The 17,012-nt window shown below is 70.5% G+C and carries 13 protein-coding genes; 8 read left to right on the forward strand and 5 right to left on the reverse strand.

Annotation, left to right across the window (positions count from 1 at the left end):
* Positions 1-2: 2 nt before the first annotated feature.
* The 5 genes from G401_RS0119685 (at position 3) to G401_RS0119705 (ending at position 5,372) form a co-directional block, all read left to right on the forward strand.
* Positions 3-497 (forward strand): hypothetical protein, encoded by a 495-nt coding sequence (locus G401_RS0119685; protein WP_027343863.1) that lies wholly within the window; start codon positions 3-5, stop codon positions 495-497.
* 138 nt (positions 498-635) lie between these two features.
* The gene (locus G401_RS0119690) at positions 636-1,481 is read left to right on the forward strand and encodes an ABC transporter ATP-binding protein (protein WP_027343864.1); all 846 of its coding nucleotides are present in this window, start codon (positions 636-638) and stop codon (positions 1,479-1,481) included.
* A complete protein-coding gene (locus G401_RS0119695; protein ID WP_027343865.1) occupies positions 1,481-2,458 on the forward strand; it encodes an ABC transporter substrate-binding protein in 978 nt (325 codons plus the stop codon). The genes G401_RS0119690 and G401_RS0119695 overlap by 1 nt, the downstream gene beginning before the upstream one ends.
* A complete protein-coding gene (locus G401_RS0119700) occupies positions 2,455-4,518 on the forward strand; it encodes an iron ABC transporter permease (RefSeq protein WP_157545885.1) in 2,064 nt (687 codons plus the stop codon). The genes G401_RS0119695 and G401_RS0119700 overlap by 4 nt, the downstream gene beginning before the upstream one ends.
* Positions 4,515-5,372, forward strand: a complete 858-nt coding sequence (locus G401_RS0119705; RefSeq protein WP_034592335.1) for a siderophore-interacting protein — start codon at positions 4,515-4,517, stop codon at positions 5,370-5,372. The genes G401_RS0119700 and G401_RS0119705 overlap by 4 nt, the downstream gene beginning before the upstream one ends.
* A gap of 139 nt (positions 5,373-5,511) precedes the next feature.
* Here G401_RS0119705 and G401_RS46915 read toward each other — a convergent pair whose 3' ends face one another.
* Together G401_RS46915 and G401_RS0119715 are read right to left on the reverse strand one after the other, a co-directional pair.
* Complete coding sequence (locus G401_RS46915; RefSeq protein ID WP_051366873.1) at positions 5,512-6,387, reverse strand: DUF559 domain-containing protein; 876 nt, start codon at positions 6,385-6,387, stop codon at positions 5,512-5,514.
* A gap of 82 nt (positions 6,388-6,469) precedes the next feature.
* Positions 6,470-6,865: an OsmC family protein gene (locus G401_RS0119715; protein ID WP_034592396.1), complete on the reverse strand. Its 396-nt coding sequence runs from the start codon at positions 6,863-6,865 to the stop codon at positions 6,470-6,472.
* A 297-nt stretch (positions 6,866-7,162) separates the two neighbouring features.
* Here G401_RS0119715 and G401_RS0119720 point away from each other — a divergent pair, with 297 nt between their 5' ends.
* Together G401_RS0119720 and G401_RS0119725 are read left to right on the forward strand one after the other, a co-directional pair.
* Entirely contained in the window at positions 7,163-9,064 is a 1,902-nt protein-coding gene (locus G401_RS0119720; protein ID WP_051366874.1) for a Calx-beta domain-containing protein, read from the forward strand.
* Between the two features lie 99 nt (positions 9,065-9,163).
* Positions 9,164-10,633 (forward strand): carboxylesterase/lipase family protein, encoded by a 1,470-nt coding sequence (locus tag G401_RS0119725; RefSeq protein ID WP_027343869.1) that lies wholly within the window; start codon positions 9,164-9,166, stop codon positions 10,631-10,633.
* Between the two features lie 21 nt (positions 10,634-10,654).
* Here G401_RS0119725 and G401_RS0119730 read toward each other — a convergent pair whose 3' ends face one another.
* Both G401_RS0119730 and G401_RS54835 read right to left on the reverse strand, forming a co-directional pair.
* The gene (locus G401_RS0119730; protein ID WP_027343870.1) at positions 10,655-11,971 is read right to left on the reverse strand and encodes a C39 family peptidase; all 1,317 of its coding nucleotides are present in this window, start codon (positions 11,969-11,971) and stop codon (positions 10,655-10,657) included.
* A 253-nt stretch (positions 11,972-12,224) separates the two neighbouring features.
* Entirely contained in the window at positions 12,225-14,024 is a 1,800-nt protein-coding gene (locus G401_RS54835) for a galactose-binding domain-containing protein (protein WP_084557383.1), read from the reverse strand.
* 293 nt (positions 14,025-14,317) lie between these two features.
* Between G401_RS54835 and G401_RS0119740 the strand changes: the two genes are divergently transcribed.
* Positions 14,318-16,348: a phosphocholine-specific phospholipase C gene (locus G401_RS0119740; RefSeq protein WP_027343871.1), complete on the forward strand. Its 2,031-nt coding sequence runs from the start codon at positions 14,318-14,320 to the stop codon at positions 16,346-16,348.
* A 3-nt stretch (positions 16,349-16,351) separates the two neighbouring features.
* On the opposite strand, the gene G401_RS0119745 is transcribed toward G401_RS0119740, so the two are convergent.
* Positions 16,352-16,888, reverse strand: coding sequence for a TetR/AcrR family transcriptional regulator (locus G401_RS0119745; RefSeq protein ID WP_027343872.1), 537 nt, complete (start codon positions 16,886-16,888; stop codon positions 16,352-16,354).
* Between the last annotated feature and the right edge of the window lie 124 nt (positions 16,889-17,012).

The raw sequence follows: 17,012 nt of genomic DNA on the forward strand, positions 1-17,012 counted from the left end.
CGATGATCACGGGTCTCGATCTGGGACACGCGAACGTCACGGAGGCCGAGCACTGGCTGCGGGAGACCGCGGCCGGGCTCGGCCCCTCCGGGGACGTCTTCGCCTGCACTCATCTCATCCACGGCGAGGGCGCCCGGGTGGCGCTCAGCGTCTCCTTCCCCGTCGCCCTCCCGTCTCTCGACGATGCCGTCGCCGCCCGGGTGGCGGAGCTGCACGCGTCCGGCCGTGGCGGGCGGGCGGTGCTCTATCCCGGGATGTCCTCGCTCATCGGCACCCTCCCGGTGGGTGAGCTGCTGTCCCTCAGCGCCATCGAGGCGGTCCGGGTGATCGGCGGCAGTTCGCCCACGCCTTCTCCCGAGACGTTGCTGGAGACGCGGGACTTCGTCCGTCCACAGTGGGAGGACGGGCGGCTGGTCCTGGTGGCGATGCCCGCCCCCGGGGGACGGCTGATGCCGTTCGAGGTGCCCAACCCGACCCCCTGCTGCGCCTTCCACTGATCTCTCGACTTCTTCATCCCGCCGGCTTCGCCGTTTCCCGGGGACGGCGAAGAGCGGGGCGGCAACCGGGAATTTCCCAGGTCAGATGCGCCGCACCCGCTTGACATAGCCAGGGTAGCCTAACCTAATCTCGCAGGCATGTCGCCCAGTACCCCTGCGGCGGCCGGACTGCTCGGTTCGGGTCTGCACCTCGGCTATCACGGCACCCCCGTGGTCGTGGACGCCTCGATCGAGCTGGCGCCGGCCCAGGTGACCGCACTCGTCGGCCCCAACGGCAGTGGCAAGTCCACGCTGCTGCGTACGCTCGCCCGGCTGCACAAGCCGTCGGCGGGTGACGTCCGGTTCGCCGACGGATCCCCGGCCTTGACGCTCAGCTCGACGGAGTTCGCCCGGCGGGTGACCCTGCTGGCCCAGAGCCGACCCGTCCCCACCGGCGTACGCGTTCGCGATGTGGTCGCGTACGGGCGGCATCCGTACCGGGGCCGCTGGCGTGATTCCGATGTGGACGGTACGCGGGCCGTCGCACACGCCATGGCGGTGACCGGCACGGCCGGGCTGGCCGAGCGGTGCGTCGACGAGCTGTCCGGCGGTGAGCTGCAACGGGTCTGGCTCGCCACGTGCCTGGCCCAGGACACCGGCGTCCTGCTGCTGGACGAGCCCACCACCTATCTCGATCTGCGCTACCAGGTCGAGATCCTGGACCTCACCCGGGAACTGGCCGACGACCACGGTGTCGCGGTCGGGGTCGTCCTGCACGACCTCGACCAGGCCGCCCACATCGCCGACACCGTGGTGCTGCTGGATTCCGGCCGCGTACGCGCGCACGGCACGCCCGCCGAGGTGCTGACCGAGGAACTGCTGACCGAGGTCTACGGGCTGCGTATCACCACCACTATCGACCCCTTCACCGGCCAGGTGCACACCTGGCCGGTCGGCCGGCACGCGGAGCGCGTCCGGCGTACCCCCCGATGGGAAGGCAACTGATGGCACGGCGTACCACGGCGATCCTCGCGATCGCGGGCCTGCTCGCGCTCGGCGCTTGCGGGACCACGGAGAAGCCCGCGGCGAGCACCGCGAGCCCGACGGGCGGCCCGGTGACGGTGACCGACTCGCGCGGCAAGGCCGTGCAGCTGAAGGCGCCCGCGCTGCGGGTCGTCGGGCTGGAGTGGGGCGAGGTCGAGATGCTGGTGACGCTCGGCGTGCAGCCGGTGGGCGTGGCGGACGTGAAGGGCTACTCCACCTGGGACACGGCGGCGAAGCTCGGCGCGGACGTCAAGGACGTCGGTACGCGCACCGAGCCCAGCGTGGACTCGATCGTGGCGCTGCAACCGGACCTGGTCGTCATGGAGGCCGAGCGCGACTCGGCGCTCGTCGGGCAGCTGGAGAAGTACGTGCCGGTCATCGTGGCCAAGGGCAGCGACGCGACCGACAACCTGGCCCGGATGCGGTCGGACTTCCAGCTGATCGCGACCGCGGTCGGCAGGACGGACAAGGCGGCCGAGGTGCTGGCGGACTTCGACAAGAAGATCGCCGATGCGAAGGCGGCCATCGCGGCCAAGGGCAACGCGGGCAGGAGTTTCGCGATCGCGGACGGCTGGCGCGAGGGCAGCTCGATCGGCATCCGGATGTTCGGCCAGGGCTCGCTGGTGTCGCAGGTCGGCATCGCGCTCGGCCTGAAGAACGTGTGGCACGGCGAGGTCGACGCGGCCTGGGGCCTGGGCGTCACGGACGTCGAGGGGCTGACGCCGCTCAAGTCGGACGCGGACGTGCGGTTCTTCTACAACGCCTCCGACGGCGACGACGTGTTCGCCGACGGCCTGAACAAGAACGCCGTCTGGAACTCGCTGCCGTTCGTGACGCGCAACCAGCTCCACAAGCAGCCCGACGGCATCTGGACCTTCGGCGGCCCGGCCTCCTGCCTCCAGTACGCCGACGCCCTCGTCGCGGTCTTCGGCAAGTGATCATCGAACGGACGGCGGAACGGGCGGGGGCGCCGGTGACGGCGCCCCCGTACCGCGCCCGGGTCGGCGCCGCGTACGCGGTCGGGCTCGTCCTGCTGGTCGTGCTCGCGGCGGTCCACCTGACCCAGGGCACCTCCAGTGTCGGCGCGCTCGACCTGGTCAAGATGATCACCGGGCACGAAGCGGACGGTGTCCAGGCCGTCCTCGTGGCTTCCCGGCTGCCCCGGCTGCTGGCCGGCCTGGTGGTCGGCGTCGCCCTCGGAGTCGCCGGGGCCGCTCTGCAATCGTTGGCGCGCAACCCTTTGGCATCGCCCGACACGCTGGCGGTCAACGCCGGGGCGTACTTCGCCGTGGTGGCGGCGGCCGCGTTCGGCGTATCGCTGCCGGTCCTGCCCGCGGGCGGTCTCGCCTTCCTCGGCGGGCTCGCCGCGGCCGGCCTCGTCACCCTGCTGGCGGGCGGGGCGAGCGGGCCCACCCGGCTCATCCTGGCCGGCTCGGCGACGGCGCTGGCTCTCAACTCGCTCACGACGCTGCTGCTGATCCTGCGCGAACAGGCGACCATGGGCCTGTTCGCCTGGGGCAACGGCACTCTCGTCCAGGCCGACCTGTCCGGCGTCACGCAGCTCGGCCCGGTCGTCGCGGTCGCGGCCGCCGCGATCGTCCTCTTCGGACGGCGGCTGGACATCCTGACCCTGGGCGACGACACCGCCCTGACTCTCGGCGTCCCCGTACGCCGTACCCGCCTGCTCGTGACCGGCCTGGCCGTCCTGCTCGCGGCGGCCTCCGTGACGCTGGCCGGGCCGATCGGCTTCGTCGGCCTCTGCGGGCCGCTGATCGTACGCCTCGCGCTGCCCCGGGCGCTGCGCCATCGCGTACTGCTGCCGTTGTCGGGGCTGGCCGGGGTGCTCATGGTCCTCGGCGCCGACGTGCTGCTGCGGGCGTTGCTCGGCGGCCAGGCGGGTGTCGAGGTGCCGACCGGCGTCGTCACGACGATCGTCGGCGCGGCCGTCCTCGTGGGGCTGGCCCGCCGCCACCGTGAAGGACGCCCCTCCCGCGGTACGCCGTCCGGCCGCCCGCGTACGCGTCGCGAAGCCGCGATCGTCCTGACCGTCGTGTCCGCCCTCCTCGTCGGCGCGATCCTGCTGGGCATGCTCGCCGGGGACACCTGGGTACTGACCGGCGATCTGGCGAACTGGCTCGGCGGGCGTACCGGCCCGGCACTGACGTTCGTCCTCGACCAGCGGTATCCCCGCGTCCTCGCGGCCGTCCTGTCGGGAGCCGCGCTCGCCGTGGCCGGCACGGTCATCCAGGCCGTCTGCCGCAACCCCCTCGCCGAACCCGGCATCCTCGGCGTCACCGCGGGCGCGGGCGTCGGCGCGGTCGGCCTGCTCACGCTGGCCCCGCTGGCGGGCGTCTGGCTGATGTCCACAGTGGCCGGCGGCGCCGCCCTGGTCACCTTCGCCCTCGTCTACTTCCTCGCGTGGAAGCGCGGGATCGGCTCGGAACGCCTCGTGCTGGTCGGCGTCGGCGTCTCGGCGGGCGCCACGGCCGTCATCGACATGATCATCGTGGCGACCGATCCGTGGAACACCGGCAAGGCGCTGACCTGGCTGTCCGGCTCGACGTACGGGCGTACCGCAGCGCAGATCATCCCGGTCGCCGTCGCGCTGGCGCTCCTCACCCCGCTCGTCTGGCTGGTCCGCCGGGATCTCGACCTGCTCCGCCTCGACGACGACACACCCCGCGTCCTGGGGGTGCGGCTGGAACGCGTACGGCTGCTGGCCCTCGCCGGCTCGGCGCTGCTCATCTCGACCGCGGTCGGCGCCGTCGGCGTCATCGGCTTCGTCGGCCTGGTCGCCCCGCACGCCGCCCGCGCGCTCGTCGGCGCGAAGCACACCCGCGTCCTGCCGGTCGCCGTCGTCCTCGGCGCCCTGCTCGTCAGCCTCGCCGACACCCTCGGGCGGACCGTGATCGCCCCCGCCCAGATCCCCGCCGGCCTGGTCACCGCCCTCGTCGGCACCCCGTACTTCGTCTGGCTCCTGTGGAGGTCCCGCGCATGAACGCGCCGTTCCGCTTCTTCACCACCACCGTGCGCGAGGTGCGCCGGCTCAGCCCAGGCTTCACCCGGGTCACGCTGACCGGCCCCGACCTGCACCGCTGCGCCGACAACGGCTACGACCAGCGGGTCAAGGTGATCCTCCCGCTGCCCGGCGGCGGCTTCACGATCAACCAGACCCCTTCCTGGTACGCGGACTGGCGCGCGCTGGATCCCGCCCAGCGCAACGTGATCCGGACCTACACCCTCCGCTCGGTACGCCCATCGGCCGCCGAGGTCGACATCGACTTCGCCGTCCACGGGGACACCGGGCCGGCCTCCGCCTGGGCACTGTCGGCCTGCGCCGGTGACGAACTGCTGCTCCTGGCCCCCAATGCGGACTTCGACGGCGACCCGGGTGGCGTCGAGTTCCGCCTGCCCGCCCCGCGTACGCCGATCCTGCTGGCCGGGGACGAAACGGCCGTGCCGGCCATCGCCTCGATCCTGGAGCGCCTCCCGCCCTCCTCGATCGGCGAAGCCTTCCTGGAAGTCCCGTCGGCAGACGACGCCCTTCGCCTGGACGCCCCGGCCGGCTTCACCGTGACCTGGCTCCCCCGCCCGTCCTCCTTTGTAGACGCGGTCGTGGCGGCCGCGCTGCGCCTGCTCCCCCACGCCACGCCCGACACGGTCGAACCGGACGACGACGAGCCGCTCTGGGAGGTCCCCTCCGCCGCCGCCACCGCCCCGGTCTACGCCTGGATCGCCGGCGAATCCAGCGTCGTCCGCGATCTGCGCCGGCGCCTGGTCGGCGAGGTGGGGTTGCCGAAGTCGGCGGTCGCCTTCATGGGCTACTGGCGCCAAGGCCTCGCCGAAAACTGACCACCCACCTTTGCATTTGCACTTGATCAAGTTGTGCTTGATCAAGTTCCCTCCAGACGTCAAAGTCGATCTCCAACGCGTGATCAAGTACCCGAGAGCTGCTAAAAACGGCCGGATTTTGCAGCTCTCGGGTACTTGATCACGATCGGCGAGCGGTGATGATCTCCTCGACCTCCGCTCGAACTCGACGCGGTTCGTTGACGAGACGGCGGTAACTGAACCGGACGACGAGGATGCCCTGCGCCGCCAGGGCGGCATCGCGGCGCATGTCGTTCTCCCGCTGCGCCGCTGAGGAGTGCCAGGACGCACCGTCGAGTTCGATGTCGATCCGCTCACCGCTCAGATAGAGGTCCAGGTAGTAGCGGCGCCCACCCGCGATGACGGGGACCTGGCGGCGGGCACCGGACAGGCCGGCAAAGACCACGTCCGCGCCGAAGATCTCCAACGGACTGTGGCAACCCGCCGCGAGCCTGCCGACGAGATCTACGAGCGCAGCCCGGCCGGCGAGATGCGGCGAGCGGCTCACGGCCTCCGCCAGCCGATCCGCTGTGGTCAGGCGCCCGGTGATCGCCGCGAAGAACGGCCCGGGCCGCTCCACGGGCGCCATGGCCGGCCAACTGTCCACAAGCGATTCGGCGACGGCGGTCACGGGGAGACCCGCACGGACCTGCGTCGGCGGCCACACATGCCGGGTATGGAGCACGAGCCGGTTCGTCGAACGCAGCCGGACGCCTCGGTGGACCACGACGTGGATCGGCTCGCCCGGTGCCGCTTCCCTGAGCCCCCACACGCCGAGTGCGGTCGTGTGACTCAACGCACCCTGGTCTCGCGTATAGACGATCGCCGCGCGATGAAGATCGACCGGCGCATGCGCGGGCACGTAGACGCCCGGCAAGACCTGGAGGATCCAGCCGGCTCGCCGCGCGTTGGAGATCAGCCACCGCGGCACGTCCGGCGGCAACTCCGCGACCGAGAACGGGCCGTCCCGAAGGACGGCTGCGAGGGCGGGATGCATGGTCGGCAGCCTGCCCTCGGCGACCCGCGGTAAGCGACCCGCGCGCAGATCAAGATGTGGACGGCGGCCGGTTGTGGAAGGGCTACGGGAGGACCTGTACCGACTCCGTCTCCTCGCGGAGCGCCCGGCCCACCGTGCAGTGCCGTTCGTGGACCCGCCCCGCCACGGCCCGGAAGACCTCCAGCGCCTCGTCGTCACCGGGCGGCAGCTCGATGTCGTACGTCACGGTGATCGTGCCGAGCTTGGTCGGCGCCACCTTCTCCGCCTCGACCGTGGCCGCGAGGCGTACCAGGCGGTGGTGGCGTTGGGCGGTCAGCGGCTCGATCGTGACGATCTCGCAGCCGCCGAGCGCCGCCAGCAGTAGTTCGACCGGGGTGAAGCTGCCCGGATCCCCGGCGTTGCCGAGGGCGACCGACGCGCCCCGGTCGTTGGTCGCAACGTATCCGTCGTCGGTGCGTTCCACGAGAACCTTGGCCATGATCGCCATTGTGTCAGACAGGCGACACCGGCCCGTGAATGCCGCGGATCCCTCAGTTCATGTCTTGTCGTCCGGTTTCCGGCGCCCGGATGGGATCCGCCGTTCGGCCGACGCGTGTGGACGGGCCGAGCGTACGAAGATCGCGATGCATGGCCACATCGGATAGTCAAGAGTTGATGGCCATGCATTCATTGATTTGACTCAGGGGACACCCAACCTCGTCGGCGGCCGCGTCTCCACCGGAAGCATTCCCACCCAGTGGTGATGCCGATGGCGGCTGCCCGAAAGGAGCCCAACATGTTCCTCGACCGACGGCGTACAGCCGGTCGGCGCGGCGGGTTCGCCCTCGTCGCGCTGGCCACGTTCGCCTCCGGACTCGGGTTGCTCCCGGCCACGGCGGCCTCCGCCACGGACCCCGGAGTCGACCCTTCCTCGGTGACGGTCACGCTGCCCCCGGGCGGCACGACGGTGATCACCAAGACCGTCCACACGCCCACCGTGCCGCCCAAGCCGGACGTGGTGTTCCTCGCCGACACCACGGGCAGCATGGGCGCGGCCATCGGGAACGTCCGGACCAACGCGGCCTCGGTGCTGTCGTCGATCAGCGCGGCACAGCCGCAGGCCCAGTTCGGCGTCGCCGAGTACAAGGATTTCAACTGCGACGCCGTGCCGTTCAAGGTCGACCAGGGCATCACCGCCGATCAGTCGGCGGTGCAGGCCGGGATCAACCTCTGGTCCGCCGGGGGCGGTTGCGACCTGCCCGAGGCGGGCCTCAACGCGCTGTACCAGCTGGCCACCGGCGCGGTGACGTTCCGGGCCGACGGTACGCGGATCGTCGTGATCTTCGGTGACGCGACCTCGCACGACCCGAGCAACGGCCACTCGCTCGCGGACACGATCGCCGCTCTCCAGGCGGCCTCGGTACGCGTCGTCGCGGTCAACGTCGGCGCGCTCGACGCGGACGGCCAGGCGACCGCGCTCACCAACGCGACCGGCGGCGTGCTGCTGAACAACGTGCCGCCGGACGAGGTGTCGGACGCCATCCTGGCCGGCATCCAGGCGATCAAGGTCACGGTGACGCCGACCGTCGTGTCGTGCGACGCCCCGCTGACCCTGTCCTACAACCCGCCGAAGCAGGTCGTGACCAGCGGTGACGACGCGGTGTTCGCCGAGACCGCCAAGGTCGCCCCCGGTACGCCGGCCGGCACCTACCACTGCACGGCGGACTTCCTGATCGACGGCACGAGCCGCGGCTACATCCAGCAGCTGACGGTGATCGTGCCCGGCCTGACCATCAACGACGTGACGGTGAACGAGAACGCCGGCACCGCGTCGTTCACGGTGCAGCTGTCGAACCCGGCCCCGTTCGTGGTGACGGCGAACTACGCCACCTCCAACGGCTCCGCGACCGCTCCGGCCGACTACACCGCCACCAGCGGTTCGATCGCGTTCGCCGCCGGGCAGACGAGCAAGCAGATCACGGTGCCGATCGTCGACGACACGATCGACGAGAACAACGAGACGTTCAACGTCACGCTGTCCGGTGCGGTCAACGCCGCTCTCACCGACCCGCTGGGCGTCGGGACGATCGTCGACCAGGACCGCAACGGCACCTTCTCCTGCTCGGCCACCGCGCTGAACCTGGCCGGCATCAAGCTGGGCACGGCCAACCCGGCCGACTCGCCCTGCGCGGACGACAGCGACACGGTCCTCTCGGCCAACCTGACCTCGGGTCTGGTCAACGTGCAGACCGGCGTCCTGACCGCCTCGACCGACCTCACGCCGGACAACCAGAACGTCCTGCCGGCCGCGGGTGACAAGGCGGTCTCCACCGCCCACATCCAGAGCACCAAGATCACCGTGGGCAGCCTGGTCACCATCGAGATCGGCGAGATCAACTCGTCGGCCACCGCCAGCTGCGTCGCCGGTCCCGGCGGCCTGGCTCCGGCGTACGCGGGGGCCTCGTCGATCGCGTACCTGAAGATCAATGGAGTGGCGGTGACCGTCGGGACCGCTCCGCTGACCATCCCGCTGGTCGTCGGCACACTGAAGATCAACGGCACCACGACGACCGGCACGAGCGTCGTCCAGCAGGCGGTCGCGCTCGACACCCTGCTGACCGACGTGGTCCTCGGTGAGGCCAAGGCCGACGTGCACGGCACCACGGTGCACCCGACCGGCAACCCCTGCGTCGCCTAGTTGAACTGACCCGCTGGGGAGGAGAAAGAGGCGGGGGCGGCCGGAGGGGGCCGCCCCCGCCCATTGACGTCTCCTACCGACCGGTAGCACACTGCGCCGATGCAGGAGATCGTGACCGTTGCCCAGGGCCGGCTCCGCGGCCGGGTCGAGGACGGTGTCGCCGCCTTCCTCGGCATCCCGTACGCGGCCGCCCCCGTCGGCCCGCTCAGGTTCGCCGCTCCGCAGCCGCCCACCGCCTGGGACGGCGTACGCGATGCGACGGCGTTCGGCCCGACGGCGCCGAAACCGCCCTATCGGGCCCCGCTCGACGAGATCCTGCCGGATCCGGTGATCCCCGGCGACGACTGGCTGACGGTCAACGTGTGGACCGCGGCCGAACCCGGCGAGAGCCGGCCCGTCATGGTGTGGATCCACGGCGGAGCCTTCGTCAACGGCAGCGCTGCCGTCCCCGCGTACGACGGGTCGGCCTTCGCGCGGGACGGCGTGGTGCTCGTCTCGATGAACTACCGGCTCGGAGTCGAGGGATTCGCGCTGCTGCCGGACGCGCCCGCCAACCGCGGCCTGCTCGACCAGATCGCCGCCCTCGCCTGGGTACGCGACAACGTCGCGGCCTTCGGCGGCGACCCCGACCAGGTCACGGTCTTCGGCGAGTCGGCCGGGGCGATGAGCGTGACGACGCTGCTGACGATGCCGGCCGCCGCGGGCCTGTTCCATCGGGCGATCACGCAGAGCGGCTCGGTGCAGGCGGCCGCCACGCCGGCCGACGCCCGGCTCGTGCTCGGAGTGCTCGGCGAGCTGCTCGGCGGCCCGGTCACCGCGGCGGAACTCGCCGCTGTGGACAGCGAGACCCTGATCGACGCGCAGCGGCAGATCAGCGCGGAGGTGTCGGCGGGCGCCGATCCAGCCCGCTACGGCGCCAGCATCGCGGCCGCCAACATGGCCTTCATCCCCGTCGTGGACGGCGACAGCCTGCCCCTGCATCCGATGCTCGCCATCGCGGACGGGGTCGGGGCGGGCGTACCGCTGCTGACGGGGACGACCGCCGAGGAGTACCGGCTGTTCCTGGTGCCGACCGGCATCGCGTCCTTCGTCAACGACGAGGCGCTGAACCATCTCGCCGGGCGGCTCGGGGCCGGCGAGGAGATCCTGCGCCTCTACCGCGCCAACCGGCCCGGCGCCACCCCGGGCGACCTGCTCAGCGCCGTGCTGACCGACGTCTTCTTCCGCTTCCCGGCGCTCGCCGTGGCCACGGCCCGGCTCGTCACCGGCGCGACCACCTACTTCTACGAGTTCGCGGTGCCCTCGTCGGCCCGCGGGCTCGGCGCGTGCCACGCCGCCGAGATCGGCTACGTCTTCGACAACCTCGCGGCCGCCGCCGAACTCTCGGGATCCGATGCGCCCCAGCTGATCGCCGATGCCATGCACAGCTCATGGGTACGCTTCGCGCGTACCGGCGATCCGGGCTGGCCCGCGCACGACGACGCGTACCCGATCATGGTTTTCGGACTGCCGGAGCCGCGCGTGGAGTGGGACGTGCGCGGCGAGGAGAGACTGGCCTGGGCCCGCTGATCCGCGGGCCCAGGGGTCAGCTCACCAGTTGTTCGAGCCGGGGACCGTGGGCCACGGCTTGTACCACGGCTTGATCAGGTACGCGACGCCGCCGGAACCGCTGCCGATGGTGCCGCTCGCCCGCACCCGCTTGGTACGCAGCCAGACGGTCTCCAGCTGGCTGCGCTTGTAGATGTTGCGGACCACACTGTCCGAAGAGGACGCCGGGTCGTTGACGATCACGTCACCGGTGCTGGTGAAGCCCACGATGACGAACAGGTGCCCGGAGGTCGAGTAGTTCGACCCGTCGAGCTCGCTGGCCAGGAACGACAGCGAGACGACGACCGGGATGCCGTGCTTGATGAACACCTCGACCTCGTCGAGCGAGTGCATCTGCGTCACGATCGCGTCGAGCCCCAGGTACGAGGCCGCGTACGCGGTGTTGAACGGCCAGTTGCCCGTGCCCGGGTACTGGGAGTCGTACGTGCCGCGGGCGGCCGCGTCGACCTGCGGGTCGGCGTAGGACGGATCCACCCACGACGTGTCGGGGTGGTACCCGTAGTAGCTGACGACCATCTGCGTGGACGTCGGCGAGCACCAGGCCTCGCCGCCGCCGTCGTACTCGGGGTACTCGCCGGAGTGGATGTTCTGCGAGTACGCCGGCACGGCCAGCTCGGTGCCCCAGGCGATGTGCCCGGCGCTCGGGGTCACCGTGAACCGGTCGGGCACGTTCGAGGCGAAGGCGCCCAGCTCCCATACGCGCGGCCGGGCGAGCTGCCCCGGCTTCTTGTAGAGCGTGAGGCGCAGCTGGTAGTCGGTCAGCAGGACACCGGCCGACGGGTCGTCGATCGCGAACGTGTCGGTCCAGATGGTCGAGTAGGGATCACCCTGGTCGTCCACGCTGGTCCGGATGATGTCGCCGTCGCCCTTGGCCCAGATGCCCATGGTGTACCAGGGGGTGTGGGCGCCGTTGCTGTACGTGCCGTACAGCTCGACCTTGAGCCAGGTGCCGGCGGGGGTGTCGGCGTTCCACGACGAGACCACCTCGCTGGCCCCGAAGCCGATGTGGTGCACCGGCGAGGTCCAGGTCGAGTAGTCCCAGCTGGCAGTGGTTCCGTTGTGCGGGTCGGTGTACTGCGTCTGCCCGGCCGGCAACCCCATCGTCACCCCGGTACGCAGCCCCGGGATGTTGAACACGCCCTGCGACGAGCCCTTGGCCCAGTCGGCGTACGTGCTGGTGCGGTTGTATTCGATCTGTTCGTCGTGCTGGACCGCGGGATGGGCCGCCGCGGGGGTCGCGGCGACCCCCAGGGCCAGCGTGCCCGCGCTGACCAGCGCGAGGATGTGACGTATGGCCATTCGTGTCCTCCCACGCGAAGGGCGGAAAACCTCCATGCGTCACTATCAGCCCCGCAAAGCCTTTTCGCTAGAGGTAGCACGAACGAAAATCCTTCCCATTGACGGCCTCCGCGCCCCTTGCACCCATTTGGCCGCCCGCCCCGTTGCCCCAAGATCCCGTTTGGATCAGGGAGATCACCCGAATCTTGGGCCATGATTCGGGTGATCTCCCTGATCCAAACGGGATCATCGGCCTCACCTGTGAGGGAACGCGTTATGAGCCGTAGACCTGGAACTCCCAGAGGGAGTAGCCGTAGGCCGTGGCCCGCTGCGTGCCGTACATGCGCACGTAGCGGCCGGTGCCGGTGACGTTCAGGGTCTGCACCCCGCCCGCACCCGTCGTGATCGAGTAGACGTTCGTCCAGTTCGTCCCGTCAGCCGACGTCTGGATCTGGAAGGCCTTGGCGTACGCGGGCTCCCAGTTCAGGACGACCTTGCTGACCGAGTGGGACGCGCCAAGATCCACCTGAACCCATTGCGGATCACTGAAGGCGGAGGACCAGCGCGTACCGGTGTTGCCGTCGGTGGCCGCCGACGCCGGGAACGTGGCGTTCTCGGTGGACGACGCGGTGGTCGGATGCCCTTGCGAGAGCAGGGTTCCGCCGCCGGTACCGCCGCCCGGCACACCCTGCACGCCGAACTCCCACAGCGAATAGCCGTACGCCGTGGCTCTCTGCGTACCGTTCACGCGGATGTAGCGGCCGGTTCCGGTCAGGGCCAGATCGTCGGTCCCGCCGTCGCCCGTGGTGGTCGAGTAGATGTTGGTCCAGGTGGTTCCGTCGGCCGACGTCTGGATCTGGTACGCCTTCGCGTACGCCGCCTCCCAGTTCAGCGTCACGTGACTGATGTCGTACGACTGGCCGAGGTCCACCTGGATCCACTGCGGGTCGCTGAACGCGGACGACCAGCGCGTACCCGTGTTGCCGTCGGTGGCGTTGGCGGCGGCGAGGGTGGCGTTCTCGGCCGAGGACGCGGTGGTGGGCTTGCCCTGGGCGATGTTCGTCCCGCCGGTGCCGCCGGTGGGTGTCGGCGAGGGCGAGGAGCTGCCCGGGCCCTTGTTGTAGACCGCCACGTAGTCGATGTTCATCTGTCCACCCGAGACGGTGCCGGCGAACGGCCCGCCGCCGAAGGCGGCCGGGAAGCCGCCGCCCATCGCGAGGTCGTAGATGATGAAGAACGGGTGGTCGACCGCGTTGGCCCAGGTGGTGGCGTCCACGACGGTGGAGTTGAGGGTGAAGTAGTTGTTCCCGTCGAGATACCAGCGGATCTGTTCCGGCGACACCGACCGGTCGATCTCGACCGCGTAGGTGTGGTAGCCGGTCTGGCAGCCGGCGCAGGCGCGCTCGCCGCTGCCCCGGCCGGTCGACTCGTTGCAGGGGCCGCCGGGGTTGACGCCGCAGTGCAGCGTGCCGAAGACCGAGCTGCGGCCGTTGATGTCCTCCAGGATGTCGATCTCCCCGGAGGTCGGCCACGTCGTTCCCGTACGCAGTGTCGAGCCGAGCATCCAGAAGGCCGGCCAGTACCCGGCGCCGTTGGCGGTGGTGACGTTGGGCTGCTGGATCGACGACTCCATCCGCACGACCCCGCCGGCCGGGGCGCCGAAGGTGGCCGCCTGGGTCTCGACGCGGCCCGACGTCCAACCGGAGTTCGGGTCGGTTCCCGAGTGCAGCGCCCGCAGGACGAGGTGGCCGTTGCCGTCGGTGAACACGTTGGCGGTGCTGTTGGTCATGGTCTCGATCTCGCCGGTGCCGAAGCTGCTGCCCGGCCCGGTGTCGTACTTCCAGGTGCCGGTGTCCAGACCGGTGTTGGCCGCGCCGGAGAAGTCGTCGCTCCAGGTCAGCGTGAAACCGGGCGGCGGGGCGGGGATCGCGGCATTGGCCGACGGCTGGGCGGCGACCACGGCGAGCGTGGCCGCTCCGGCCGACGCGGCCGTCAGGGCGATCGCGAAGAATCCGGAGCGCAGGCGGCGCAGCCTTCGGCGGCCGGCGCTCTCGTACACGGTGGAGATGGACATGGTCCTCCCTCGGTAGATGGCAAGTCGGCCGGGCGGACAGGGCGGTCCGGGCGGGACGGTGGCCGACAGGGCGGTGCACATCTGTGGGGCGAGAGAGCGCTCTCTCGGGAGGCTATGCGCCGCGACGACATCGGTCAATGGCTTGCCGGAATTTTCCGGGACCGGTCCGGCACCGGTTGCTGGTCTGAGGTTCATCATCCGTTCGGCCGGTCGCAGAGTAGCCGTAGGGAGGAGCCGATCGGCTGTCACCGAACCCGCACGCTGGGTGTCCACTCTGTACCCACGGAGGTCCGATGTCCCCCATCTCCCGCCGCCAGGTCCTCGGCGCGGCCGCCGCGAGCGCCGCCGCCGTCGCCGTCCCGGCCGGGTTGCCCGGCGCGGCGCAGGCCGCCCTCACCGGCACGATCGCCGACGTCCAGCACGTCGTCATCCTCATGCAGGAGAACCGTTCCTTCGACCACTACTTCGGTACGCTGCGCGGCGTCCGCGGGTTCGCCGACCGCTCCGCCATCCAGCTGTCCGGCGGCTATCCGGTGTTCAACCAGCCGAACGTGGGCGCCCGCCAGTACCCGTGGCAGATGTCGCTCACGCCGAGCGCGGCCGGTCAGACGCCGGAGGTCCTCGCGCAGTGCGACGGCTCCCTCGACCACGGCTGGTCGAGCCAGCACTCCGCGTGGAACAACGGCAAGATGGACAACTGGGTCCTCGCCAAGCTCAACGTACGCACGCTCGGCTTCATGAACCGCACCGACAACCCGTTCTACTACGGGCTGGCCGACGCGTACACGGTCTGCGACGCGTACCACTGCTCGATCCTGAGCGCGACGGGTCCTAACAGGACGTATCTCTGGTCGGGTTCGATCGACCCGGCCGGTACGCACGGCGGCCCCGCGAACGACGGCGGCGACGAGTCCGGCCTGACCTACCAGACCTACGCCGAGTCGCTGCAGAACGCGGGAGTCAGCTGGAAGGTCTACCAGAACGCGAACGACAACTACGGCGACAACGGGCTGGCCTATTTCACGCAGTTCGTCGACGCCCCCGCCGGTACGCCGCTGCACGACCGCGGGATGGCCTCGGTGCCCGCCGTCACCGGCAGCACCGACGGCGACATCATCGCCGCCCTGCGCTCCGACGTCGTCGCCGGTACGCTCCCGCGGGTCTCCTGGATCGTCACCAACCAGGCGTTCTCCGAGCACCCCGACGCCCCGCCCGGCGACGGCGCGAACTTCGTCAGCCGCGTACTGGCCGCGCTGGCCGCGAATCCGGCCGTGCTCGACTCGACCGTCTTCCTGCTCACCTACGACGAGAACGACGGCTTCTTCGACCACGTCCCGCCGCCCGTACCCGCGTCCGGCACGGCCGACGAGTTCGTCTCGGGCAAGCCGATCGGGCTGGGGTTCCGCGTACCGATGCTGGTCGTGTCGCCCTGGTCGCGGGGCGGCTGGGTCAACTCGCAGGTGTTCGACCACACCTCGGTGATCCGCTTCCTGGAACGCTGGACGGCCGCCCTCGGCACCCCGGCGACCTGCCCGAACATCAGCGCCTGGCGGCGCGCGGTCTGCGGCGACCTGACCACCGCGTTCGACTTCACGAGCCCGGTCTACGGCCTGCCCGCCCTGCCGGCCGCGCCGTCGATCATCGGCAAGTCCCACTGCGACCCGCTGCCGAACCCCAAGCCGGCCACCAACGCCCTGCCCGCCCAGGAATCCGGTACGCGTCCCGCCCGCGCCCTGCCGTACCAGCCGAACGCGTACGTCGACCATCTCGAGTTCGGGTCGGCCGGCAAGATCCTCGTCTGGCTCCGCATGGACAACCTCGGCACGGCCGGAACGCACTTCGCCGCGTACGCCAACGCGTACCGGACCGGCGGCCCGTGGCAGTACACGGTGAGCCCGGGTGGCAGCACGAGCGACTTCTTCAACGTCGGCAGCGGCTACGGCAGCGGCAAGTACGACCTGACGATCATCGGCCCGAACCGGTTCCTGCGCCGGTTCACCGGGGACGCCTCGACCGGCGGCAAGAACACCGAGGTCCGCAGCTCGTCCGCGACCGCGCCCAACACCGGCAAGACGGCGCTCTGGCTGACGATGGCGAACACCGGATCAGCGGCCGCGACGTTCACGGTGACGTCGAACAACTACCGCTCCGACGGCCCCTGGACGTACGCCGTCCCGGCCGGCGGCACGGTCGCGGACTACTTCAACGCGGTCGCGTACACGAACGGCTGGTACGACTTCACGGTCACCTGCTCGGCGGACGCGTCCTGGTCGCGCCGGTTCACCGGCCACATCGAAACCGGCTCCCCGAGCGTCTCCGGCTGATCCTCATCTCGTCAGCAGCAGTTCCGCCATCTGCTTCGCCTGGTGGGCGGGAGCGGTGGTGCGGTCCCGCAGCGCGGTCACCGTCGCCCCGTCCATCAGCATCACGAACTGCGGCGCCAGATCGGGCGACAGCCCCCGCGCCGAGAGCAGTTCCCCGATGTACGCCGTCAGCGCCGTCTTGTGCGCCGCCGCCACCGCGTGGATCGCGCTGGCCGGGTCGGCCGATTCGATCATCGAGTTGATGAACGCGCAGCCGCGGAAGTCCGCCTTGTCGAAGCGTTCGGCGAGCACGTCGAAGACGTCGAGCGGGTCGCCGCCGGCCGCCGCGACACCGGCCGCGAGGCTGGCCCGCCAGGTCCGGTCACGGCGTTCGAGAACCGCGACGACCAGGTCTTCCTTGCTGGCAAAGTGGCGGTAGAAGGACGCGCGCCCGACTCCGGACACGGTCAGGATGCGTTCGAGGCCGACCGCCCGGATCCCTTCGGCGTAGAAGAGATCCTCCGCGGCGTCGAGGAGGCGTTCACGGGCTCGGGTAGCCATATCCGCAGCATAACGCGATCTTGACAGAAACGGAACCAGTCAGTACCGTTTTGCAAGACGGCACCGATCGGTACCGTTTGGAAGGGCGGTACGGCCGCCCTCCGAGGGGGGATCTCATGCCACG

Source organism: Hamadaea tsunoensis DSM 44101, assembly GCF_000428945.1.
GTDB classification, from domain to species: Bacteria; Actinomycetota; Actinomycetes; order Mycobacteriales; family Micromonosporaceae; genus Hamadaea; species Hamadaea tsunoensis.